This is a genomic window from Hydrogenophaga sp., from assembly GCF_050182545.1.
Classification (GTDB): domain Bacteria; phylum Pseudomonadota; class Gammaproteobacteria; order Burkholderiales; family Burkholderiaceae_C; genus Hydrogenophaga.
Genome location: NZ_JBFXCD010000031.1, coordinates 1 through 24,761, shown reverse-complemented (window position 1 = coordinate 24,761; position 24,761 = coordinate 1). Strand labels below are relative to the sequence as shown.

At 70.6% G+C, this 24,761-nt stretch carries 11 protein-coding genes; 8 read left to right on the top strand and 3 right to left on the bottom strand.

Going from position 1 to position 24,761, the window contains the following annotated elements:
• Positions 1 to 92: 92 nt before the first annotated feature.
• Both AB7P10_RS19690 and AB7P10_RS19685 read right to left on the bottom strand, forming a co-directional pair.
• Positions 93 to 593, bottom strand: coding sequence for an amino acid ABC transporter permease (locus tag AB7P10_RS19690; protein ID WP_428295539.1), 501 nt, complete (start codon positions 591 to 593; stop codon positions 93 to 95).
• A 48-nt stretch (positions 594 to 641) separates the two neighbouring features.
• The gene (locus AB7P10_RS19685; RefSeq protein WP_428295538.1) at positions 642 to 1,499 is read right to left on the bottom strand and encodes a transporter substrate-binding domain-containing protein; all 858 of its coding nucleotides are present in this window, start codon (positions 1,497 to 1,499) and stop codon (positions 642 to 644) included.
• Between the two features lie 254 nt (positions 1,500 to 1,753).
• On the opposite strand from AB7P10_RS19685, the gene AB7P10_RS19680 reads away from it, so the two are divergent.
• The 8 genes from AB7P10_RS19680 to AB7P10_RS19645 all read left to right on the top strand — a co-directional run bounded on the left by AB7P10_RS19680 (position 1,754) and on the right by AB7P10_RS19645 (position 23,415).
• Positions 1,754 to 2,683 carry a cyanophycinase gene (locus AB7P10_RS19680; protein WP_428295537.1) on the top strand — a complete coding sequence of 310 codons (930 nt, stop codon included), beginning with the start codon at positions 1,754 to 1,756 and terminating at the stop codon, positions 2,681 to 2,683.
• A gap of 130 nt (positions 2,684 to 2,813) precedes the next feature.
• Positions 2,814 to 3,311, top strand: coding sequence for a hypothetical protein (locus tag AB7P10_RS19675; protein ID WP_428295536.1), 498 nt, complete (start codon positions 2,814 to 2,816; stop codon positions 3,309 to 3,311).
• 77 nt (positions 3,312 to 3,388) lie between these two features.
• Positions 3,389 to 5,980: a hypothetical protein gene (locus AB7P10_RS19670; RefSeq protein WP_428295535.1), complete on the top strand. Its 2,592-nt coding sequence runs from the start codon at positions 3,389 to 3,391 to the stop codon at positions 5,978 to 5,980.
• 193 nt (positions 5,981 to 6,173) lie between these two features.
• Complete coding sequence (locus tag AB7P10_RS19665) at positions 6,174 to 6,908, top strand: response regulator transcription factor (RefSeq protein ID WP_428295534.1); 735 nt, start codon at positions 6,174 to 6,176, stop codon at positions 6,906 to 6,908.
• Positions 6,905 to 8,557 carry a FecR family protein gene (locus AB7P10_RS19660; protein WP_428295533.1) on the top strand — a complete coding sequence of 551 codons (1,653 nt, stop codon included), beginning with the start codon at positions 6,905 to 6,907 and terminating at the stop codon, positions 8,555 to 8,557. The genes AB7P10_RS19665 and AB7P10_RS19660 overlap by 4 nt, the downstream gene beginning before the upstream one ends.
• Positions 8,558 to 8,583: 26 nt before the next feature.
• A complete protein-coding gene (locus AB7P10_RS19655; protein ID WP_428295532.1) occupies positions 8,584 to 10,935 on the top strand; it encodes a CHASE2 domain-containing protein in 2,352 nt (783 codons plus the stop codon).
• 267 nt (positions 10,936 to 11,202) lie between these two features.
• Entirely contained in the window at positions 11,203 to 19,107 is a 7,905-nt protein-coding gene (locus tag AB7P10_RS19650; protein ID WP_428295531.1) for an SdrD B-like domain-containing protein, read from the top strand.
• Between the two features lie 54 nt (positions 19,108 to 19,161).
• A complete protein-coding gene (locus AB7P10_RS19645) occupies positions 19,162 to 23,415 on the top strand; it encodes an OmpA family protein (RefSeq protein WP_428295530.1) in 4,254 nt (1,417 codons plus the stop codon).
• A gap of 57 nt (positions 23,416 to 23,472) precedes the next feature.
• Here AB7P10_RS19645 and AB7P10_RS19640 read toward each other — a convergent pair whose 3' ends face one another.
• Positions 23,473 to 24,678 (bottom strand): serine hydrolase domain-containing protein, encoded by a 1,206-nt coding sequence (locus AB7P10_RS19640; RefSeq protein WP_428295529.1) that lies wholly within the window; start codon positions 24,676 to 24,678, stop codon positions 23,473 to 23,475.
• Between the last annotated feature and the right edge of the window lie 83 nt (positions 24,679 to 24,761).

Genomic DNA, 24,761 nt, shown 5'->3' with positions numbered 1-24,761 from the left:
CACGAATCGCAGATTTGAAAGTGAACAGGAAAGTCAATGAAATCAACGATCTACCAACACCACCTCCGCGCCAGTGCTAGCTTTTCGTACCGTCACTTATTGCACTGAAAACGAGGAGACCCCTTGATGATGTCCACCGCCTCGTTCACCAGGGCGGGGAAGGTCAGGCGCAGCACCTGCGGCAGCTGGATGTGGCGAAAGATCTGGCGCTCGCTCAGGCCGAAGACGCGGGCGGCTTCCAGCTGCGCCACCGGGATGGCGTCAAAGCCCGAGCGCAGGATCTCGCTCTGGAAGGCCGCCGAGTTCAGGGCCAGCACCAGGCCCGCGGCCAGCCAGGGGTTCAGGTCAAGGCCGAAGGCGGCCGGCAGGTAAAACAGCATCAGCAGCTGCACCAGCAGCGGCGTGCCGCGAAAAAAGCTCACGTACACCCCCACCAGGCCCCGTGCCGGCAAGGGGCCGCGGGTGCGGGTGAGGTGCAGGGCGAGGGCCACGGCAAAGCCCATGGCGATCGCCACGGCCGAGAGGGCCGCCGTCGTCAGCAGGCCGTGGCCAATCGGCCCGGCGTATCCCAACCATCGTTCAAGCCAGGGCATGGACCACGCTCCGCATATGGGTTTCTGGGGCTGACGGGCGGCGGCGCATCACATCTCCGGCGCGGGCAGGCGGTCGGCGGGCACGGTCATGGTGAAGCCGAACCATTTCTGCTGCAGCTCGGCCATCTTGCCGCTGGTGTTGGCCTTGGCGATGCCGTCGCTGAAGAACTTCACCAGCGAGGCGCTGTCGGCGTCTTTGCGGCCGACCCAGGCGTAGTAGGTCTTGGGGCCGATGGCGGGCTGCACCACGGCAAAGGTGTCGGGGCGGCTCTTCACCAGCGGGCCCAGGTTGGACATGGACTGCGCCACCGCGTCCAGGCGGCCGGCGGCCAGGTCGGCGTAGGCCTCGTCGAAGGAGACGTATTCCTTGATCTCCTTCAGGCCGGGCTTGCCCTCGTCCTTGAGCTTCTTGTCGTACTCGCGCAGCACCTTGAGCTGGGCCGAGCCGGCCTGCGAGCCGGCCACCTTGCCGCTGAGCTGGGCGGGGGAGCTGAGGGCGCCATCGGCCGTGCGGCGCAGCAGGGCCACGGTGGCCTCGGCAATGGGCAGGGTGAAGGCGAACTTGGCGTCGCGTTCCTTGGTGACGGTGACCGAGGTGACGATGAAGTCGAACTTCTTGGCCGCCAGGCCCGGCAGGATGGCCTGGAAGGGCACGTCTTGCCGCTTGGCCGCCACGCCCGGCATGCCGGCCATCACCAGGTCAAGCAGGTCGGCGCTGTAGCCCACGATCTTGCCGTCCTTCACGAACTCGAAGGGCGCGAACTGGGCCTCGGTGCCGATCGCGATTTCTTTTTTCTGCTTGACCGTGGCCAGCAGGTCGGCCGCACTGGCGGCGGGGGCCAGCAGCGAGAGGGTGGAGCCCAGCACCAGGCCGGCCAGCGCGAGTGGTTTGAACGCGAATTTCATCTGCTTCCTCATCAAGGGATCGGGTTAAGAGACCTTCAGAAAATTCAAGTGACTTGAATTTCAAGGTGAGATAAGCAGCTTCCGTGCCAAGGAGTTGCTGCCCTCGAACCCGTCAGAAATCGCCGCCAAGGGGCATGGGTGTGGCCCCCGTTCGGCCTTCGCGCACCGAACTGGCCCGGGCGGGCACCAAGCCCGTGCGCCGCCTGGGGCGGTCAAACGGTTGGTCACACCTGGCGGCCTACAATTCGCCCGCCATGTTGTCCCGCCGCGCCTTGTTGTCCGTCGCCGCCGCCTCCGCGGCCCTTCCCGTCACCGCCCAGGCGCGCCGCATCGGCCGGCTGGTCATCATTGGCGGGGCGGAAGACCGGCTGCACGACAAGGTGATCCTGCGGCGTTTTCTGGAACTCAGCGGCGGGCCTTCCGCCCGCATCCGCCTGATCAGCGCCGCCAGCGGCACCCCCGAATGGGCCTGGGACACCTACGGCAAGGCCTTCGCCGACCTGGGCGTGGCCGACTTCGCGCCCATTCCCATCGACGACCGCGACGCGGCCAACAGCGCGGCCGTGACCGACCGCATCCTGGAGGCCGATGGCCTGTTCATCTCGGGCGGCGACCAGCGCCGCCTGATGGACCTGATCTGGGAAACCGAGGCCTTCAAGGCCCTGCACATCGCCTTTCACCTTCGCGGCTGCTGCATGGGCGGCACCAGCGCGGGGGCGGCCGTGATGTCGCGCCACATGCTGGCGCAGGGCGAAGCCACCAGGCTGCCCGAAAAGGAAGTGGCCGATCTGGACATCGGCCTGGGCTTTGTGGCGCGGGCCATCATTGACCAGCACTTCTCCGAGCGCGGAAGGCTCGGTCGCCTGCTGTCGGCCATGGCGCAGTGGCCCACCATGCTGGGCGTGGGCATCGACGAGAACACCGCGCTGGTGATCGAGCGCGGCACCGCCGTGGAGGTGGTGGGGCAGGGCGCCGTGACGGTGGTGGACGGGCGCGCCATGCGCACCAACGCCGACCTGGTGGACACGCGCGGGCGCCTGGAGATGCTGGGCCTGCGCGTGCACCTGCTGCCGGCGGGCCAGCGCTACAGCGCCAACCCCCTGGTGCAGCGGGCCCAAAGCATGCCCGCCGAGCTGCGCGAGGCCATCGACCTGCTGGTGGCCCCGGGTCCGATCCGGGGCTGATCGCCCCCGGGGCGATCGGGGCGCATAGGGCGCCAAGCCTGCCGTCGGCGGGGCAGGCACGCAGCAAGGGGGCGGCGAACGGCACCGATGGGAGGGCCACTGGGGCCCACCTATTGCCATTTGCTTCGCCATGTCCAACCCATCTCTCTGGCCGCTTTGTGCGGCCCACTTCGCCACCCATCCCGACTGGGCCGTGCCAGACACCGGGCCCTTTGCCGGTCCCAACGACGACCCCGACCTGCTGGTGTTCCGTGCCCAGGGCAATGACCACGTGTTCCTGAGCCCCATGCCCGAGGGGCAGGGCGTGCGCCTCTTCCGGTGCGTGAACCAGGACAGCCTCGACCCGGACCAAGACCTCACCTGGGAAGAGCCGGCGCTCGGTGCTTCCTCGGACACGGGCGGCCCCGGCTGGGTGTGGTGGCAAGACGAGCGCGACCTCATCGGCCCGAGCGCCCTGCTGCACACCGGCAGCGGCGCCATCGGCCTGGTGCTGGACCTGCTGCCCGACGAGGTGCAGGCCAGCCCGCAGGCCGTGCAAGAGCGCATCACCGCCTGGATCGAGCAGGGCGACGGGCTGCTGCAAGGCCTGAATCGCGCCGATCCCTTGCCCGATCCCGCGCTGAACTGATCCCCATGGGCCCGAGCCTGTCGCCCGGGGCCCAGGCCGCGTGCCCGTTCTCCATGCCCTGACTTAGCGAGTTTTTCATGATTGCCGACGACCAAGACGACATTTCCCCTCCCTTGCCACCCCTCTTGCCTCCCTTCCTGAGGATCGACCCGACCGAGGCGGCCCTGCGCGAGCAGGCCAGGGGCTTGCACGAACTGTGCGAGGCCCTGCGCCCAGACCCGACGGTGCGACCCGCGCCGAGCAGCCCCAGCCCCTTGTCGCCCTCGCCCTCGCCCTCGCCCGAGTTCCGCGTGCACAAAAAAGGCGCGGTCAAGGCCTTGCTGGACCGTTTGCCCGGGCGGAATCGGCACAAGGGCAGCCGCGATGGCCAGATCCTGGCGTTCGGGCAGCAGCACCTGGAAGGCTGGTCGGTGTGCGACCTGGCGCATTTTCTGGAGGCCGTGCTGGCGCCGGGTGCCGCCCTGGTGCCGGCGCAGCTGGCGTACCTCGACAAGACTTGGGCGCAGCTACAGGAAGACCCCAGGGCACTGCCGGCGCTTTGGGTGTGCGAGGCAGGGCACGCGGAGATCACCAACAGAGAGACGGGGCGAGCCCGGAACCAGTTGCTTCTGTTCCCCGTCGGCCAGCCCTGGCAGTTCATCCAGCCTGCGCTGGGCAAGCTGCCCCTGTTGATCGACCTGTTGCGGGCGTTGCCGGCGGCCGGGTGGTGCGAGGCCACGTTTGGCTTTGCCCTTTGCGTGGCCAATCTGTGCGTGCGCCACGGCAGCGACGAGGACGTGCACGACCTGCTGGAGCTGCTGGTGGGCGCCGTGCCCGCGGTGCGGGGGCGAAACGTCTACGCTCGCCAAGGCTTCGCCGGCGCATCGGAGCTGGAGAAGGAGATTTGCGCACTTTTCGCGCGCTGCTGGCCGACCATGCGCATCTTCCGCCTCTCGGCCGAAGTCTGGGGCAGCCCTTGGTGGACCGCGTCCTTCTGGGCGGACAGAGGAAAGAAGCGAGACCAGACGATGGGGATTTCGTTGATCGTCGACCTCTGTGCCCAGCCCCTGCGCTGGCACGCGCTGCCCAGACCGCTGGACGGCGACCAGGCGCAGGCCATCTTGCAATGGGTGGACGCGCGGGCCCTTGTGCAACAGCCCGATGACATGCCGCGTGGGTGGTTTGCCGTGCTGTTCCAGATGGCCCAGATCGTCGCCAGCCCCGACTTTTTTTCTGTGCTGTCGGGGCTGTTCACCGAGGACCGCGAGGCCATTCTGGACGACCTGGAAATCGAAGTGGGCGCTTGGCTGGCGCTGCTCGACGACGACGACGCGGACCTCAGCGCGCTGGACGTTCACATCAGGTGCTTCTTCAAGCGCCTGTCCGAGCTTGGCCACAGTGACCACAACGCCTGGACGATCGCGCGGCAGGTATGCACCGCCTTGCGTGAGCGCTTCGGGGAAGACGCCGTTTTCCTGCAAGTCCTGGTCAGGGCCTGCCTGCACCTGGCGGTGTACCCGTCCGCCAAGGCCTCGCCGGAGACTGTGCAGGCAGCGGTGGACACCCTGTGCGAATTCATGCCCACCCACCTGGGCCGACGGACCCTGCGAGCGATTTGCCTGAGCCTGCCCTGGCTGGCTCCGCACCACGGCGTGCAGGTGGTCCAGGCGCTGCTTCGCGTGCTGAAATCGCCGGGCTCGACGCTTCGGCGGACCTTGATCCAGCGACATTCGCTTGGCCAATGGGTGCTCACCCACCTGTTGCCTCGACTCGATCCGGGCGCTGAAGACCTGGCCTATGTGCGCCGCCTCCTGGGGGACGCTTCGGCAATCGAATGGACGCGCGCCGATCTGGGCCTTTTGCTGCAGTGGTGCGCCCTCATCGATCACTCACCGGCCGACCCACAACGCCGGCGCCTGCACGAGGTGCTGCCCTCGTGCGCGGATCTGCAGCAGCTGCTGCCCCCCTGGGTGTGGGCCTCCCCGAGCGAGCAGGCACTGGCGGACGGCATGGCGTGGGTGAGCGCGATGACCGAGCGCAGAACCCCGCGGCACGACCAGGGCATGCCGCTGCTGCTGGCCGGCCTGTACCGGTTGGGGAGCCTGGTGGTTCGTGGCAGCCAGGTGCCAGGCCTGGGCTGGGCGCTGCGGGAGCGGATGGCCGATCTGGTGCACGCCATCGTCACGCTGCCATGGCCGACGCGCATCCTGCCGGGCGAGTTGGTGATGGCCTTGCTGCTGCCCCTGGCCGCGACGCCCGGGCTGCGCCGGCCCGAGGTGCGCGACCGTGCCGCCTTCCTGCAGGGCCTGCTTGAGGCCTGCCTGGGCAGACTGCAAGGCAGTCTGAGCGATGGAAGCGCCCGGCAATGCGCCTGTCGTCAGGCCATGGCCATGATCCAGGCGCTGCCCTTGGCCTGGGGCGACGCCATCCTGGCGGACTCGCCTGGGGCCGTGATCGTGCAGTTTGAGAACGATTCGGTGGACTTCGTGAAGGCCCATGAGGCGGTGGCCCTCGCCTGCCTGTCGCATCACCTGGGCGGCAGCAGGGCCGAGACGGCCAGGGCCGAACTGGACTTGCGCATGGCACGCGCCACCTTGCAGGGACGCGACGACAGCCGAGAAGACCTGCTCATGGTGCTGGTGGCCATGGAGCGCTTCGACATCAACCAGCCGGGCGAAGAAGACGACTGAGCGCCGCGCCACGGGCGTCTCCTCTCCATCTCAGTGCCCTGGCCAGCAGGTCGGGGATGGCGCGCGAACCTGTGTCCACAGGTCGCGCGCTTCTATACTCCCCGGTGTTGTTTGTCACACATCACGACAGCACCGCGCCCCAGTGCGGCGGTGACAGAACGAGGCCGTTCAACGGCCCATCAAGGGAGTAGAGATGCGCCTTGCCGCGCTGGACGATGACGCGTCGCAGCTGGACCTGATCCAACGCTGCGTGAGATCCATGGGCCATGACTGCTCTGTTTTCGAGAGCGGCCAGGCCTTGTTGCGCGAATTGCGCCGCGACACCTATGACCTGCTGATCGTCGACTGGCAGCTGCCCGACATCGCCGGCCCCGACGTGGTGCGCTGGGTGCGCGCCAATTGCGAGCACGCCATGCCCATTCTGTTCCTGACCAACCGCAGCGAAGAGCGCGATCTGGTCGAGGGCTTGGGCTGCGGGGCCGACGACTACATGGTCAAGCCCACGCGGGTGAGCGAGCTGACCGCCCGGGTGAAGGCACTGATCCGGCGTTGCTACCCCCAGCAAGACGTGGCGCACCTGCGCGTGGGCGGCTACGAGCTCGACCTCGTGGCGCGCACCATCGCTTTTGAAGGCCAGCCCATCGAGCTCAAGCAAAAGGAATTCGAGCTGGCGCGCTGCCTGTTCTCGCAACTGGGCCGGCTGCTCTCGCGCGCCCACCTCGCGGAAGAGGTCTGGGGGCGGGCGGCGGACGTGCCCACGCGCACGCTGGACACGCACGTGTCGGCGCTGCGCAGCAAGCTGAACCTTCGCCCGGCGCGGGGCTTTCGCCTCACGGCGGTGTATGGCCAGGGCTACCGGCTGGAAGCGGTGGCCGACACCGCCGACACCACGAACCACGACGCCACGCCCCCGTGGTTGGCGGCGTGAGGCGCGCGGCCGCGTGGCTTGCCGCGCTCACCATGGGGGCCTGGGCGACGGCCTGGGCGCATGAGCCGCTGGTGGCCTACGAGGTGCGCGCGGGCGACACGCTGTATGGCGTCTCGCAGCGCTACCTCGAGTCTCGCGACGACTGGCGCCTGCTGCAGCGCCTCAATGGCGTGCGCGACCCTCGGCGCCTGCCGCCGGGCCTGAGGCTGAAGCTGCCGCTCGATCGCCTGCGCGGCGTGGCGCAGACGGCCACCGTGCTGTACGCCCTGGGCGGCGTGGAGGTGGCCGAGGGCCACGGCTCGCGCCCGGCACAGCCGGGCGATCGGCTGGCCGAAGGCGCTCGGGTGCGCGTGGCGCCTGGCGGCTTCGCCGGTCTTGGCCTGAGCGATGGCTCCACCCTGCACCTGCAAGGCAACACCCAGCTGCGGCTCTTGCGCCTGCGCGAGGCGGGCGAGCTCGGCGTGCGCGACCAGCGCATCGGCATCGAGCGCGGTCGGGTCGACTCCACCGTGAAGCCCCTGGCGCCGGGCTCGCGGTTCGATGTGCGCACGCCGCGCGCGGTCACCGGTGTGCGCGGCACGCGCTTTGGCGTGGCCCTGGGCGCCGACGGGCTGAGCATGAGCACCGACGTGATCGAGGGCCAGGTGGCCCTGCTCGCCGAAGGGCCGGCGGCGCAGCCCCTGGCCCTGGCGGCCGGCACCGGCGCGGTCTTGCCTGCGGCTTCGCCATCCGCGCGCGCCGTGCCCTTGCTGCCCCCGCCCGCGCCCGAGGCGGCCCTGGCCCCGGTGGAGCGTTTCCCCCACGCGCTGCGCCTGCTGCCCCTGCCCGGCGCCACGGGCTACCGCGTGCAGGTGAGCGACACCAGCGCACCCGCGCGGGTGTTGTCGGACCAAACGGTGGCCGAGCCGCTGGCCTTGCTGCCGGCCCTGCCCGACGGTGAACACCTCTTGCACCTGCGCGCCGTGGACGGCGGTGGCCTGATGGGCCATGAACGCACGCTGCCCCTGTCGGTGCGCGCCACGCCGGTGCCCCCCCTGCTGCGCTCGCCCAGGGCTGGCGAGGTCTTGCCCCTGGGCCAGGTGCGGTGGCTGTGCACCGAGGTGCCCGGCGTGCAGGCCTACCTGCTGCAGGTTTCGCCCGACCCGGCCTTCGGTCGTGAGGTGCAAGAGCAGCGGCAAGAAGGGCGCTGCGACTTTCAGTTGCCCATCGAGGCGCAGGGCGAGTACCACTGGCGCGTGGCCAGCCTCCAGGCCACGCCCGGAGCGCCCGCCCGACGGGGGCCTTTCAGCGATGCCGGTTCAGTCACGCTGCTGCCCCGGCCGAGCGCGCCAACGGGCTTGCAGAACGATGCCGATGGCCGACGTCTGTTCTGGCGCGGCCAGGCCGGCGAGCGCTATCGCGTGCAGCTGAGTGCGGCGCCCGACTTCGCGTCGCTGTTGCAGGACATCGAGGTGGCGCTGCCAGAGATCCGCCTCGATCTGCAGGTCTGCCGCACCTACTTCGTGCGCCTGAGCGCCCGCTCGGCCCAGGGCCTTTGGTCGGACTTCTCGGCGCCACGCCGCGTGGGCCTGCCCGGGGGCCTGTGCAGCGCCGAGGGCAACGCCGTGGGCGGACCGGGCGGTGAGGGCTGGGACACCCTGGCACGCTGAGGCCATTGGGTCGGCGCAGTCTCCGCATGGTCATGTCACCTCTCAAGACCTCGTCGCTGTCGCGCCAGGCCCTGGCCTGGCGAGCCGCCTTCTGGGTCGGCATGGTGCTGATGGCCGCGCTGGCGGGTTACCTCAATGGCTGGGGCCGGGTGGACAAGGCCCTGATGGACCAGATCGCCACCTTGGGCACGCACGACGCGCCCGATGACGTGGTGATCGTGGCCATCGACGACCGCAGCGTGGCGGCCTTGGGGCGCTGGCCCTGGCGGCGCAAAGTGCACGCTGAATTTTTGCGCCAGGTGACACCGGCCCAGCCGCGCGCGATCGCAATGGACCTGCTGTTCAGCGAGGCCGACGCCGAGCACCCGGAGGACGACTGGGCGCTCGCCTCGGCCATGCAGTCCGCGGCGTGCGTGGTGTTGCCGATGCAAGCGGTGGGGGCCGACGGCGGTGCCGCCGCCGTTGCCTTGCCGCAGCCGGGCTTTTTACAGGCCGCCTTCGGCGTGGGCCACGGCCACCTGGACACTGACGATGACGGCGTGGTGCGCGGGGTGTACCTGGAGGAGGGCAGCGGCGTGATGGCCTGGCGGCACTGGGTGCTGACCCTGTTGATGGCCGGTGGCGAGGGCGGCAAGACCGTTCTTGCGCCCACCACCGGGCAGGCGCAGACCTCGGGCGCCTGGTGGCGTGATAGCTACACCCTGATTCCTTATGGCGTGGCGCCGGGTCGGTTCCAGCAGGTGTCGTACATCGACGTGCTGGAGGGGCGCGTGCCCAGCGAGTCGCTGCGCGGTCGCTACCTCCTGGTGGGTGTCACGGCCCTGGGCCTGGGCATGGCCTTCCCCACGCCGCTGGCGGGGCCCGACGGCCTCATGCCCGGGGTCGAGATTGCGGCCCAGTTGCTGGATGGCGTGCGCCGAGGCGAGGTGGTGCGCACGGCCAAGCCCTGGGAAAACGCACTTTTCTGCGCGCTGCCGATGCTGCTGGCCGCCCTGATGCTGTATCGGCTGCCGCCGCGCGCGGGCTTTTGGTCGCTGCTGGGGCTGATGGGCCTGACGGTGGTGATGGCCTGGTGGATGCGAATGGGGCCGGGCATCCACTTCGCCCCGCTGGCCGCGCTGGTGAGCCTGGTCTTGGTGTACCCCTTGTGGACCTGGGTGCGGCTGGAGGCGGTGGTGGGCTACCTGGCGCGCGAGTTCCAGGAACTGCAGCGCCACGACCGCCTGTTCGTCGCGCCCGCCACCAGCCGCTTGCCCACTGGCGACGTGCTGGACCGCCACATGCAGGCCATGGCCGGTGCGGTCCACCAGTTGCAGACCCTTCAGCGTTTCGTGCACGAAAGCCTGGACAGCCTGGCCGATGCCGTGCTGGTGACCGACGAGAAGGGACGGGTGCTGTTCGGCAACGCGGCCGCGGCCCGGCAGTTGGGCGCATCGATCTCTGTGCTGCTGGACCAGCCGCTGGACGCGCTGCTCTCGCAGCACCTGACCTTGCCTGACCGTTCGCCCCTGCCGCCGCTGAGCGGTGCCGACCAGCCCGAGCTGGCCACCTGGCCGGTGCGCGATGCGCAGCAGAACGATCTGCTCCTCAAGTGCGTGGCCCGGCGCGGGATGGATGGGCGCTCGCAGGGCCTGATCGTGAGCCTGGTCGACCTCTCGGCGGTGCAGAAGGTGCAGCGCCAGCGCGAAGAGACCTTGCGCTTTCTCTCGCACGACATGCGCGCGCCGCAGTCGGCCATCCTCACCCTGCTGGAACTGCACCGCCTGGAAAGCGGCGGCGATCAGGCCCTGGCCGAGCGCATCGCCGCGCATGCGCGGCGCACCCTGGCGCTGGCGGACAACTTCGTGCAGCTCACCCGCGCGCAGTCAGACGCCTACGAGCGCCAGCTGATCGACCTGAAAGACGTGGTGGTGGACGCGGCCGACCGCTACTGGGACGAGGCCCGGGCCCGGCAGGTGGACATCGTCACCGCGCTGCCGGTCGCGGCCGCCTGGTGCCTGGGAGACCGCGAACTGCTCACCCGTGCCGTGGGCAATCTGATCGAAAACGCGCTCAAGTACGGGCCGAGGGGCGAGCCGGTGGAGGTGCGCCTGTGCCTGGCCGGGGAGGCGCCCGAGGGCCGCGTGCGGCTGTCGGTGATCGACCGTGGGCCGGGCATCGCCCTGGAGGACCAGCCCAGGCTGTTCGAGCAGTTCAAGCGCCTGGGCAATAAGGCCCGCACCCGGGGCGCCGGCCTGGGCCTGTCGTTCGTGCAGGCGGTGGTGCACGGCCACCAGGGCAGCGTGCGCGTGATCAGCGCCGAAGGGCAGGGCACCGAGTTCTGCATCGACCTGCCGGGCGCCGAAGCGCCGCCGGACTCGCTGCCGCCCGAGGCCTGAGCACGGGCCGAATCGAGGGCCGGGTTGAGGGCCGGGTTGAGGGCCTGTGTCACCACACTGTCAACGATTGTCAACTCGCTGGTCTCGGCCCTGAGCGCTGCCTAGACTTCGCCCGCGCTATCGCACGGCCTTGCCGTGGTCTCGCGGTCTTACCGAAGCCATTCCCTCTACCCCTCTGGCTCGCGCCCTGACACCTCAGGGCGTGGGCAGCGCTTTGTCTGCGCCACGGGGCCGGTGGGCGCGCTTCGGTGCAACGAAGCAAAGCAGATGAACCGACAGTACTTCTCGTGGGTGCCCGGGCACCGGGTGGCATCGATCCTGGTCATGTGGCTGGGCCTGGTGTTCATGGGCTCGGCCCACGCCCAGCTCATCATCTCCAGCATCCCGGATTCGCCTGACCCGGTGCCCGCCGGCGGCGTGGTGACCTACGGCGTGCGCGTGGCCGAGACCAACGGCTCGCCGCTGGTGGGCGGCGCGTTCGCCTTCAGCGTGCCCGCCAATGGCGTGTACGCCGGCACCGGTGGTCTGCCCGCTGGCGTGAGCTGCACGGGCATGTTCGAGGGCCAGAGCGGGCCGGGGGTGCTGAACTGCAGCGGCATCGAACTGAGCGACAACCAGGTGCTGGCCATCCCTTTGCGCGTGCGCTCGGTGGGGCAGGGCACGCTGTCGGTCACGGCCACGCCCTCGCCGGGCGGCACGCCGCAGACCGAGGTGACCACGGTGAACGCCGGCGCCGATCTTGAACTGGCCATTGCCGGCCCGGCCAACGCCAGCGCGGGCAGCACCCAGACCTACACCTTCAGCGTGCTCAACCGTGGCCCCGATGCCGCCAGTGGCGCCAGCCTCACCTACAGCCTGCCGCCGGGCTTCGCGCCCTCGGCCACGCCGGCCGGTTGTTCGATCGGCGGCAGTGTGCTGAGCTGCTCGCTGGGGGCCATCGCCCTCAACGGCACCAGCAGCGTGAGCGTCACCGGTGTCATCGGCGCGGGCGGCGGCTCCACCGTCACCCACACCGCCGACGTGGCGGCCACCGGCGGGGTGAGCGACGGCATCGCCGACAACAACACCGCCTCGCTCAGCACCGTGGTGGCCCCGGGCAGCTCGCTGGCCATTGGCAAGACCAAGTCGGTGGCCGACCCGGTCTCCACTGGCACCCCCTTCAATTTCACCCTGACACCGCGCTACAGCGGCGACTACCCCGTGGGCGTGGCGGTGCAGGACAACGTGCCCGCGGCCTTCTGCTTCGCGGGGCCCTCCACCAGCTTCACCAGCGGCGCCTGGAGTTGCACCGCGTCCAGCCAGTGCCCGAGCGCCGCGCCCGTGGTGTCGTGCACCCACGGCGGCAGCGGCGTGGCCGGCGCGAATGTGCCGCTGGGCGACATCGTGCTGCCGGTGCAGGCCATCGCCACCGCCTCGGGCGCCATCAACACCGCCACCATCAGCGCACCCGGCGTGGCCAGCAACGACGGCTCGGTGGCCACCACCGTGATCGACCCGGTGGCCGACCTGCGCGCCAACAAGGCGCGCTCGTGGCCGCAGGCGGCGGTGCCCCTGAACACGCCGTTCAACTACACCCTGTCCACCACCAACCTGGGCCCCACGCCGTTTCCGGCCAGCGGGGTCATCACCATCACCGACAACCTGCCGGCCGGCCTGCAGCTCGACAGCATCAGCCCGCCCGCGGGCTTCACCTGCAGTTCCAGCGCGGGCGGCGGCCTTCCGCAGGCCGGTGCGCTCACCGTCACCTGCGTGAGCAGCGGCGTGGGCCTGGCGGTCAACGCCACCACACCCAACATCACCCTGGGCGTGCGGGCCACCACGGCCGGTGCGCCGCTGGTGAACAACGCCTGCGTGGCCAGCAGTGGCGGGCCGGTGGACGATGCGGCCGGCAACAACTGCGCTTCGGTGAGCGTGACGCCGCAGGCCACGGGCGACCAGGCCGATCTGTCCACGCTCAAGCGGGTGCTGGGCATTGGCGATGCGCCGGGCAACCGCCAGCTGGCGGGCGAGCCCATCACCTGGGAGATCGAGGTCGTCAACGCCGGCCCCAACACCGCCACCGACGTGGCCGTGACCGACGTGATCGACAAGGTCTTCAACGCCCAGCCCTCGCAATACGGCATCGCCACGGTGCCAGGCGCGGCCACCTTGGGCAGCTGCGGGCTTACCGCCAGCGGCGCCAACGTCTCTCTCGACAACTGCCGCATCGCCAACTTGCCCGTGTGCACGGTGGGCGTCGATTGCCCGCGCATCCAGGTGACGGTGCGCCACTTTGGCGATGGCACAGCGGGCAACGACACCTTCCAGGTGACGAACTCGGCCTTCGCGCTGGCGCAGAACCAGGGCGACGCCAACCTGGACAACAACACCTCGCCCACCGCCACCGCCTACTTCGAGGCGCGGGCCGACGTGGCCGTGAGCAAGTCGGACAACCCCGACCCGGTGCCCGCGGGCCAGCTGCTCACCTACACCATCACCGCCAGCAACCCCGCGGCCACCAGCGGCAGCGCGGCCTACGCCGTGTCCATCAGCGACACGCTGCCGCTGGACGTGGTGTTCCTCTCGGCCACCGCCAGCGGTGGCGGCACTTGTACGACCACACCGGGCGCCAACGCCACCACCACCCCGGCCAACCGCACGCTGGTGTGCGGCTGGCCGTCCATCGCGCGTGGCGGCCAGCAGACCGTGACGGTGCAGGTGCGCGTGCTGGCCTCCAACAGCGTGGTGGGCGGCGGCAGCGGCAGCGTCAGCAACTCGGTGACGGTGAGCACCACCACGCCCGAGATCGCAGGCGGTGGCGCCAACAACAGCGCCACCCAGGCCACCACCGTCACCTCGCCGGTGTACGACCTGCTCGTCAACAAGACCGACGACGCCGACCCGGTGAACGTGGGCGATGACGTGACCTACACCCTCACCGCGTCCAACAACGGCGCCTCCACCGCCGAGAACGTGCGCCTGGTGGACACGCTGCCCACGGGCACAGGCGCGCCCACCTTCGTGGAGGTGGTGTCGCCACTGCCCGCCGGCATGAGCTGCGACACCTCGGGCGTCACCGTCGGCGCGGCCGGGGGCAGCGTGGTCTGCACCATCGACCGACTGGGCGGCGTGGGCACCGGCGCCACCGGCGAGCCTTTCCGCGTGGAGGTGCGGATTCGCCTGCGCGGCGCGGACAAAGGCCAGTACACCAACCAGGCCAGCGTCTCGCTGACCAACCCGGCCCTGAACGCGCTGGACCCGGCGGGCAACAACAGCGTGGGCGAGCCCACCACCTTCCGCTACAAGGCCGACGTGCAGGTGGTGTCCAAGCGCGCCGTGCGCCCGGGCACCGACACCCCGATCACCGAGGTGGCCACGGCCCAGGTGTTTGACTGGCTGGTGGACGTGCGCAATAACGGCCCGCAGGCGGCCGAGACCACCACCTTCAGCGACACGCTGCCGGCCGGCCTGGTGCTGGCCGACGCACCCACCTTCACCATCACCGCGGGCAGCTTCACGCCGGCCGCGATCAGCTGCACGGGCGCGGCCGGTGACGCGGCGGTGAGCTGCGCCATTGCCAGCATGCCGGCCAACGGCACGGCCACGGTGCGCCTGCCGGTGCGCTTTGCCACGCAGCCGGCCAATGGCTTCGTGATCACCAACACCGCGCGCATCGTCACCACCGGCTCGGGCGACACCAACGGCGGTGCCAACCCGAACGCGGGCAACAACTTCGGCACCGGTTCGCTCACGGTGCAGAGCAGCGCCATCAGCGGGCGCGTGTACCACGACCAGAACGCCAACGGCACCTTCGACGGCGGCGAACCCGGCATCGCCAGCACCCTCACGCTCACCGGCACCGACAACTGGGGCCAGCCGGTGAACCTCTCGGTGACCAGCGACGCCAGCACCGGTGCCTTTGCCTTCAACGTGCCCCCCGGCACTTACACGCTCACGCAGACCCAGCCCGCCGGCTTTGACGGTGGCATCACCCGCGCCGGCGCGGTGAGTGGCGCCGGCAGCGCGCCTGGCAGCGTGCCCACCTCGGGCCCGGGCGTCACCAGCGGGCCCAACGGCTCCAATGCCAACACCATCCAGACCATCGTGCTGGGCAGCGGCGGCACGTCCAGCGACAACCTGTTCGGCGAGGTGCAACGCGCCTCGCTCGCCGGGCGTGTGTACCAGGACGCCGACTACAACGGCGCCTATTCCGCCAGCGACCCGGGCCTGGGCAACGTCGGCCTTGAGCTGAGCGGCACCGACCTGTTCGGCAACCCCGTGAGCCTCAGCGCCACCAGCGCGCCCGGCAGCGGCCAATACAGCTTCCCCAACCTCTGGCCCGGCAGCTACGCGGTGGCGCAGCCCACCCAGCCCTCGGGCTTTGCCGATGGCGCCGAGACGGTGGGCAGTGCAGGGGGCAGCAACGCGGTGAACGAGCGCATCAGCGGCATCGCGCTGGGCTCGGGCGTGGCGGCCACAGGCTACGACTTCGGCGAGCAGCTCACGCGCGTGCAGGTGCGGGTGTTCGAAGACCTGAACAACGACGGCCAGGTGCAGCCCGGTGAGAGCGGCATCACCGGCGTGACGCTGCGCCTGACCGGCACCGACGCCAGCGGCAACGCGGTGGACATCGTGGCCACGCCGGTGGCGGGGCAGCCCGGGCGCTACGAGTTCCTGAACACGCCGCCCTCCGGCCCCGGTGGTTACACCATCACCGAGACCCAGCCCGGCAGCTACGCGCCAGGCAAGGCCAGCGCCAATGGCCAGCCGGGCACGGCGCAAGCGGGTGGCAACACCATCACGGGCGTGACCGTGGCCGGTGGCGCCAATGTGCCGCTCACCCAGGGCGACTACCTCTTCGGCGAACTCACCGATGGCCAGATTCGCGGCCGCGTGCACTTTGACCGCGACGGCAACGGCCAGCAGACCCTGCCGGGCGAACCCGGCGTGGCGGGCGTGACCGTCACCCTCAGCGGCACCGACGCCAACGGCAACAGCGTGAGCCTGCTCACCACCACCGACGCCAACGGCGATTACGCCTTCACCCAGGTGCCGCCCGGCACCTACGCCGTGGAAATGGTGCGCCCCGCGGGCTACCTGCCCGGCCTGACCACCGCCGGCACCGTGAGCGGCAGCGGCAGCGTGGCCGGTAGCGTGCCCACCAGCGGCAGTGGCGTGACCAGCGGGCCCAATGGCTCTGACGCCAACCGCATCCAGTCCATCGTGCTCGGCTCGCCGGGCGCGGGCTCCAGCGGCAACCACTTCTCGCTGGTGCGCGCCGCCAGCCTGGCCGGCAGCGTGTACCTTGACCTCAGCCCCGCCAACGGCGTGCGCGACGCGGGCGAGCGCGGCGTGGCCGGCGCTGCCGTGGCGGTGAGCGGCACCGACTTCTACGGCCAGCCGGTCAGCCGCTCGCTCACCACCGACGCCGACGGCCGCTACAGCGTGAGCGACCTGCTGCCCGGCACCTACCAGATCGACGAAACCCAGCCCAACGGGCTGCTGGACGGCACGGAGAGTCTGGGCACCGTGAACGGCGCCGCGCGCGGCAGCGCCAACCCCGGTGGGGTGAACGACCGCTTTGGCGGCATCGTGCTCGCCTCGGAAGAGGCGGGCGTGGACTACCACTTTGGCGAGATCGGCGGCCAGCTGGCTGGACACGTGTACGTGGACGCCAACGACAACGGCCAGCTCGACGCGGGTGAGCCCGGCATCGCCGGTGTGCGCGTCACGCTCACCGGCACGGCGGCCAACGGCAGCGCGGTGAGCCTGGTGGCCATCACCGACGCCAACGGCCGCTATGTGTTCGATGGCCTGCTGCCGTCCGACGCCAGCGGCTACACGCTCACCGAAACCCAGCCCCTGGCCTACGCCGACGGCCGCGACACGGCCGGGCGCATCGGCGGCGTGGCCATGGGCACAGCGGGCAATGACACCATCACCGGCATCGTCTACACCGGCGGCAACGGCGACGGTTACCTGTTCGGCGAGCGCGCCGCCTCGATTGCGGGCAGCGTGTTCAACGACGTGGCCGGCAATGGCGTGCGCGAGCCGGGTGACCTGCCGATTCCGGGCGTGACCATCACGCTCACCGGCAACGACGCCAGCGGCAACCCGGTCACGCGCACCGTGATCAGCGGGGCCGACGGCAGCTACCGCTTCGACAACCTGCCGCTGTCCGATGGCGCGGGCTACACGCTCACGCAGACCCAGCCAGGCGGCTTCGCCCAAGGCGGTGAACTCATCGGCTCGCTGGGCGGCAGCGTCGGCGTGCCCAATACCGTGCGCGTGCCCCTGACCACGCCAGGCGCACAAGGCACCGGCTACGACTTCTGGGAACAACTCGTCGCGCCGGCCGCCATCAGCGGCACGGTCTGGCGGGACGACGACCACGACCGCCAGCGCTCGCCCGGCGAGGCCCTGCTGGGTGGCTGGACGGTGGAGCTGCTGGTGTGCGCCAACGGCGCCGCCACCTGCGCGCCAAACGACCAGATCGCGCTTGACCGCGCCACCACCGCCCCCGATGGCAGCTACCGCTTCGCCAACGTGGTGCCGGGCGACTACCAGTTGCGCTTTCGCTCGCCCTCGGGGCAGGTGATCGGCGGGGTCTGGCCCACCGACCCGGTGCTCAATGCGCCCGCCGGCGCGCTGCCCACCACCCCCGGCATGCGACCGCTGATCCAGGCGGCGGTGTCGGTGGCGCCGGGCGCCAATGTGGTGAACCAAGACCTGCCGCTCGATCCCTCGGGCGTGGTCTACGACAGCGTCACCGCGCAGCCGGTGGCCGGCGCCGTGGTGAGCTTCAACGGCCCGCCCGGCTTCGACCCCGCCGTGCACCTGCTGGGCGGCAGCAACACCGTGACCACGGCCAGCGACGGCCACTACCAGTTCCTGCTGCTGCCCGGCGCGCCGGCTGGCGAGTACACGATTGGCGTGACCCCGCCCTCGGGCTACCTCAACTCCACCGTCTACCTGCCCGCCGACGGCCCGCTCAACGCCCAGACCTGCACCGCGCCTGGCGGCCAGGTGGACCCGGTGGTGGGCGACCCTTGCGTGGTGTCCACGCCCGCCCCGGTGGCTGGCGTGCCCTCGCCGTACTTCCTGCGCATCCTGATCCCGGTCGGCGGGGCGCAGAACGTGGTGAACAACCACCTGCCGCTCGACCCGGGCGACGGCTCGCTGATCGAGCTGCGCAAGACCACACCGAAGCTCACCGTGAAGAAGGGCGAGCTGGTGCCTTACGTGGTCACCGCGCGCAACACGCGCCAGGTGGCTATCGCCGACGTGGTGCTGGTCGACACCGTGCCACCGGGCTTCAAGTACGTGGCCGGCTCGCTCACCGTGCAGCGCCTGCCCAATGGCCCGGTGGAATCGGTGGTGCCCGCGGTGGACGGGCGGCGCCTGACGCTGCCCCCGCGCGCCTTCGGCCCGGGCGAGACCCTGCGCGTGGCCATGGTGCTCGGCGTGGGCACCGGGGTGGGTGAGGGCGTTTACGTCAACCAGGTGATCGCCCAGCAAGCCGCCTCGCAGGCCGCGCTCTCGCGCCTGGCCACCGCCTCGGTGCGCGTGGTGCCCGATGCCTTGTTTGATTGCACCGACGTGATCGGCAAGGTCTATGACGACCGCAACGCCAACGGCTACCAGGACGAGGGCGAGCCCGGCATTCCCAACGTGCGCCTGGCCACCGTCAACGGCCTGCTGGTCACCACCGATGCCCAGGGCCGCTTCCACATCGCCTGCGCCACTGTGCCGAAGGAGGGCTCCGGCAGCAACTTCGTGCTCAAGCTCGATGAGCGCACGCTGCCCTCGGGCTATCGGGTGACCACCGAGAACCCGGCCGCCGAGCGCGCCACGCGCGGCAAGCTGGTGAAGATCAACTTCGGCACCACCGTGCACCGCGTGGTGCGGCTTGACCTGCGCGCCGACGCCTTCGAGCCCGGCCGCACCGCGCTGCAAGCCGCCTTCGCGGCCGAGCTGGGCGGCGTGATCGAGGCGCTGCAAGAGCGCCCGTCCATCCTGCGCCTGGCCTACCACGCGGCGGCCGGTGAGCCGCAGGCGCTCGGCCGCGAGCGCGCCCAGGCCGTGAAAGCCGAGCTGCTGCAGCGCTGGCAGCGCCACGGCGCCGCGCAACAGCGCGCCCTGTTCAACCTGGACATCGAGGTCGAGCTGCTGCCGCCCTCCGTGGCCCCCTGACGCAGCGCCGCCATGCCGATGCCCTCCCACCGCCCGCACCCCGTCGCCCAGGCCATGAACCCCCGCCTTCGCATGCACCGCCACTTCCGCCGCGCGGCCGTGTCCGCCGCCGTTGCCACCGTCTGCCTGGGCATGGGCACCGCCTTCGCCCAGGCCGCCACGGCCGGTGAAGACGCCGCCCCGCATTGCCCCACCGAGGCACGTGGGCGCTTCAACGACCGCTGCGCGGCCGACCCGCGCGCCATCGAGATCGACGGCCGTGACCACCTGCCGGCCACGGCCGAGCGCAACCTGCCGCGCCTGAGCGTGGTGCTGGGCGACGAGCGCGCGCTGCGCGAGACCGTGGTGGAAAGCCGCGAGCAGCGCCCCGGTGCCCAGCAGCCGCGCCAGGACACGCACACCGCGCGCTTCGACTCGGGCCAAGACCTGCTCAAGCCCGCTGACCGCCAACGCCTCGACCAGATCGTGGCCCAGGTGAAAGGGCGCGGCGACCTGCGCTTCGAGATCGTCGGCCACACCGACCCGCAGCCCATCAGCCCGCGCCTGAGCCCGCGCTTCGCCGACAACCAGGCCCTCGGCCTGGCGCGCGCCCGCCAGGTGGGCCGCTACCTGGCCGAGCGACTGGGCCTGCCCGAGAGCGCGTTCACCTACCGCTCACCAGGGCCTGACGCACCCCTGGCCACGCCCGCCGCCGACCCGGCCCACTGGCCCACCAACCGCCGCGTCGAGGTGCATGCCTGGTGGACCGACAGCGCCCCGCCCGAGACCGTGGTGACGCGCCAGGTGAGCCGGATCGACCCCACCGTGTGCGACATGCTCACCCCGCTGGCCGAGGGCGAGGCGCCGCTGCGCCTGTCCATCGACGGCGCGCCCGTCACCGCCACCGGCGCCACCAGCGCCGACCGCCAGCGCTGCGTCGACGTGCAGCTGGAGCGCCACCGCCTGCGCCTGCAATACGACAGCCTGGCCCAGCCGCGCCGCCTCAACGCCGCCGCCTGGCCCACCACCGTGGTGCCTGGCGAGACCGTGCGCTTCGCCGCCCACAGCAACTACCTGCTGTTCCTGCACAAGGCCGAGCTGCGCGTGTTCACCCTGAACGAGGCCCTGCAGCCCCAGCCCCTGGCCACCGTGGCGCTGGACGCGCGCCTGCGAGGCCACTGGCGCGTGCCGCCCGGCCTGCTGGACGGTCTGGACGCGCCGCGCGATGGCCGCGTGTACTACCGTGTGCGCGTGTTCGACGCCCAGGGCCGCTTCGACGAGACCGAGGCGTTTTCGCTCACGCTGGCCGCGCAGCGCCCCCCGGCCGCCCAGGCCCACGAGCCCGAGCGCGAGCTGCTGCGCGGCTACGGCGAGAGCCGCATCGCGCTGAGCAACATCCCCATCCGCGCCGGCACCGTCACCGCCAGCGGCGAGGCCATCCGCCCCGACCAGCGCGTGCGCGCCCTGGGCCACGACGTCCCGGTGGACCCCAACGGCCGCTTCGTGTTTCAGCAACTGGTGCCGGCGCGCGTGCAGACCGGCGAGATCGCGGTGATCGACGCCAGTGGTGCCGAGCGCGTCTACCGCCGCGACTTCGAGATCCCGCGCGACGACAGTTTCTTCGTCGGCCAGGCCGACCTCACCATCGGCCGCAACCGCGTGAGCGGGCCCGCCGCGCTGCTCACGCAAGACCACAACCGCTACGGCGGCGGCACCTGGAACGAAGGCCGGCTGGCCTTTTACACCAAGCGCCGCCTCGACGGGCGCTGGCAGCTCACCGCCAGCCTGGACACCGAGGAGCGCCCGCTCAACGAGCTGTTCCGCAACCTCGACCGCAAAGACCCCGAGTCGCTGTTTCGCCGCCTCGACCCGGTCGATTCCTGGGCCACCTTCGGCGACGACTCCACCACCGTGGACGACGCGCCCACGCAGGGCAGGGTGTATGCCCGCGTGGACGACGGCCGCTCGCACCTGCTGTGGGGCAACTACAAGCTCAACCTGGACGAGACCACGCTGGCCCAGGTGAGCCGTGGCCTCTACGGCCTGCACGGTCGCTACCTCAGCGACGACGCCACGCCCGCTGGCGAGGCACGCCTGCGCGCCGACGTGTACGCCGCCGAACCGGGCACGCTCTCGGCCCGCGAAGAGTTCCGTGGCACTGGTGGCTCGCTGTACTACCTGCGCAACCAAGACATCACCCGCGGTGCCGAGCGCGTCTTCGTGGAGATCCGCGACAGCGACTCCGGCCTGGTGCGCTCACGCCGCCTGCTGGTGCCGGGGTCCGATTACGACATCGACCCCCTGCAAGGCCGCGTGCTGCTCAATGGCCCCTTGCCCAGCCTGTCAGACGACGGCAACCTCGTGCGCGCCGGTGGCCTCACCGGCTTGCCCACCTACCTGGTGGTGGACTACGAATACGCGCCGCTGCTGGGCTCGCTCGACACCCTGGCCACCGGCGGGCGCCTGTCGTGGTGGGCCAGCGACAGCCTGCGGCTGGGCGTCACCGCCTCAAAACAACAGCAAACCGGGGCCGACCAGACGCTGGCCGGCGCCGACCTGCTGCTGCGCCGCAGCGAGAACACCTACCTCAAGGCAGAAGTGGCCCGCACCCAGGGGCCCGGCACCCAGGAACTGCGCTCGCTCGACGGCGGCTTCCAGTTCGCCGGTGAGCCGGTGGACCCGAACGCCCGAGCCAGCGCCTGGCGCATCGAGGGCCAGGCCGACCTGAACGAATTGGGCGGGGAGGGCGGGGAGGGCGGGGAGGGCGGTGGCCGCGTGGGCGCCTACGCGCAGCGTCGTGGCGCGGGCTTCTCGGCCCCGGGCCAGCTGGTGGGCAACGAGACGCGGCAGCAGGGCTTGTCGCTCACCATGCCCCTGGGCGACGACACCGAGCTGCAGCTCAAGGCCGACCGGCGCGACGAGGTCAACGGCCACGACACCGACAGCGCGCAGCTGCAGATCGGCCACCAGCTCTCGCCCCAGTGGCGCCTGGGCACCAGCTTGCGCCGCGACAACAAGAGCAGCGACAGCGTGCTCAGCTCGCCCGGCCTGCCCTGGGGCTCGGCCGTCGCTGGCGCCCGAGCCGACCTGGCCGTGCAGCTCGACTACGACAGCCAGCGCCACTGGGGCCTGTACGGCTTCGCGCAGCACACCCTCTCGCGCAGCGGCACCCGCCTGGACAACGACCGCCTGGGCCTGGGCGCGCGCTACCGCGTGAACGACAAGTTCGCCCTGCACGGCGAGCTCTCGGGCGGCGATGGCGGGGGCGCCGGCAAGCTCGGTGCCGACTACCAGTACGACGACCGCTCCAGCGTTTACCTCACCTACGTGCTCGACACCGGCCGCACCGACGAGAACACCCAGGCCCGTGGCGGCACCCTGGTGTCTGGCGCCAAGTCGCGCGTGAGCGACGGCCTTAGCCTGTTCACCGAGCACCGCCACACCACCGGCCAGCAGGCCGGGCTCACCCACGCCTACGGCGTGCAGTACGCCCCCGACAGCCGCTGGACCCTGGGCGTGGCCCTGGAAAACGGCCGCGTGGGCTACGAGACCCTGGGCGAGCTGCGCCGCGAGGCCGTGGCCTTCAACGCGGGCTACAGCACCGACGTGCTGCGCTACAGCGGCGCCGCCGAGTACCGCAGCGACCGGGGCCGCACCGAATCGCGCAAGAGCTGGCTGCTGCGAAACGCTTTCAGCCTGAAGGCAGACGCCGACGCCCGCTGGGTGGGCAAGCTCAACTGGGCCGACAGCGACAGCAGCGCCGGTGCCCTGGCCGCGGCCAAGTACACCGAGGCCATGCTGGGCTACGCCTTCCGGCCGGCGCTCAACGACCGCCTCAACGTGCTGCTGAAGTACACCTACCTGCACGACCTGTCCTCGCCCGGCCAGGTGTCGGTGACCGGCGTGAGCAACACCCAGGTCTTCACCACCGGCAACGACTACCAGCAGCGCAGCCACGTGTGGGCCGCCGACCTCACCTACGACCTCAGCCCTCGCTGGACCGTGGGCGGCAAGTACGCCTGGCGCCAGGGCGAGCTGCGCGCCAGCCGGGACAACAGCGCCGACTGGTTCCGCAGCACCGCCGAGCTCACCGTGCTGCGCGTGGACTGGAAAGTGACCCGCCAGTGGGACTGGCTGGCCGAGCTGCGCTCGCTGCGCGCCAAAGAACTGGGCGACCGCCGCACCGGCTGGCTCACCGCTGGCTACTACCACCTGAACGAAAACGTGAAGGTGGGCGTGGGCTACAACTTCACCAACTTCTCAGACGACCTCACCGACCTGCGGTACCGCAGCCAGGGCTGGTTCATCAACTTGCTGGGCAAGTTCTGAGCGAGGAGAAGGGCGAGTGGGTCGCCATGGCCCCGCCATTCGCGCGGGTGTGGGCCATCAGCGCCCCCGCTGCATCAGGTGGCGGGCGAGGGCGTGATAGGCCGGCAGCGAGGTGGGGTCGTTGGCCGCATTGCCCGCCACCGGGTGCGAGGCGAAACGCGCGATCACCATCTCGGCTTTCGGGTCGATGTAGATCGCCTGGCCGTGCACCCCCCGCGCCGCGAACGCGCCATGCTCGTTGTGCGTGACCCACCACATGCTGCGGTAGCTCCAGCCCGGCAGCAGCGCGTAGCCCGCTTTGGCGAAATCGGCCTGACTGCCTCCGCGCCGGATGTCGGCCACCGCCGCCGACGGCACCACCTGGCGACCGTTGAAGTTGCCGTTGCGGCGGATCGTCTCGCCGAAGCGCGCCAGGTCACGCAGGCTGGTGCTCAGGCCGCCGCCGGCGAACGGCGTGCCAATCGAATCGACCGCCAGGTAGGCATCCCGTTCGGCGCCAATCGGGCCCCAGATGCGCTCCGACAACAACTGGGCCACCGATTTGCCGCTCACGCGGGCCAGGATCCAACCCAGGGCGTCGGTGTTGGCCGTGCGGTAGTGGAACGCCTCGCCATGCACGCCTTGTGGCTTCACCGTCTGCAAAAACTCGTAGTAGCTGCGCGGGCCGGTGTAGTCCTTGGGCTTGGGCAGCGGGTTGCCCGCCGCGCCATGTGCCCAGACCTCGGCATTCGGGTCGGCGTAGTCCTCGCTGAACCGGATGCCGGTGGTCATGTCCATCACCTGGCGCACCGTGGCGCTGCCGAAGGCCGAGGCCGCCAGTTCCGGCACGTAGTGGTCCACTCGCTGGTTCGCGTCCAGCGTGCCCTCGGCCACCAGCATCGCCGCCAGCGTGCCGATGAAGGTCTTGGTGACCGACATCGCGCCGTGCTCTCCGTCGGGCTTGAGCACGCCGAAGTAGCGCTCGTAGACGATGCGCCCGCGATGCAACACCACAATGCCGTCGGTGTAATTGGCGTCCAGCGACTGCCGCCAGGTCATGGTCTGCGGCGAGCCCAGTGGCGTGAAGCGCAGGCCATCGATGTCGCTTCGCAGTGCCACCGGCAAGGGCGCCACCGGCCCCAGCCCGCGCGAGACCTTGACCGTGGGCATCAACTGGCGAAAGTTCGATACCGTCCAGCGCAGCGCCGGAAAGCGCCAGTACGAACCATCGTCGAAGCGGATCGGGGTCTCCTCGTTTTCAGTGCAATAAGTGACGGTACGCAAAGCTAGCACTGGCGCGGGGGTGGTCTGGGTAGACCGTTGATTTCATTGACTTTCCTGTTCGCTTTGTAAACGGGTATGGTGGC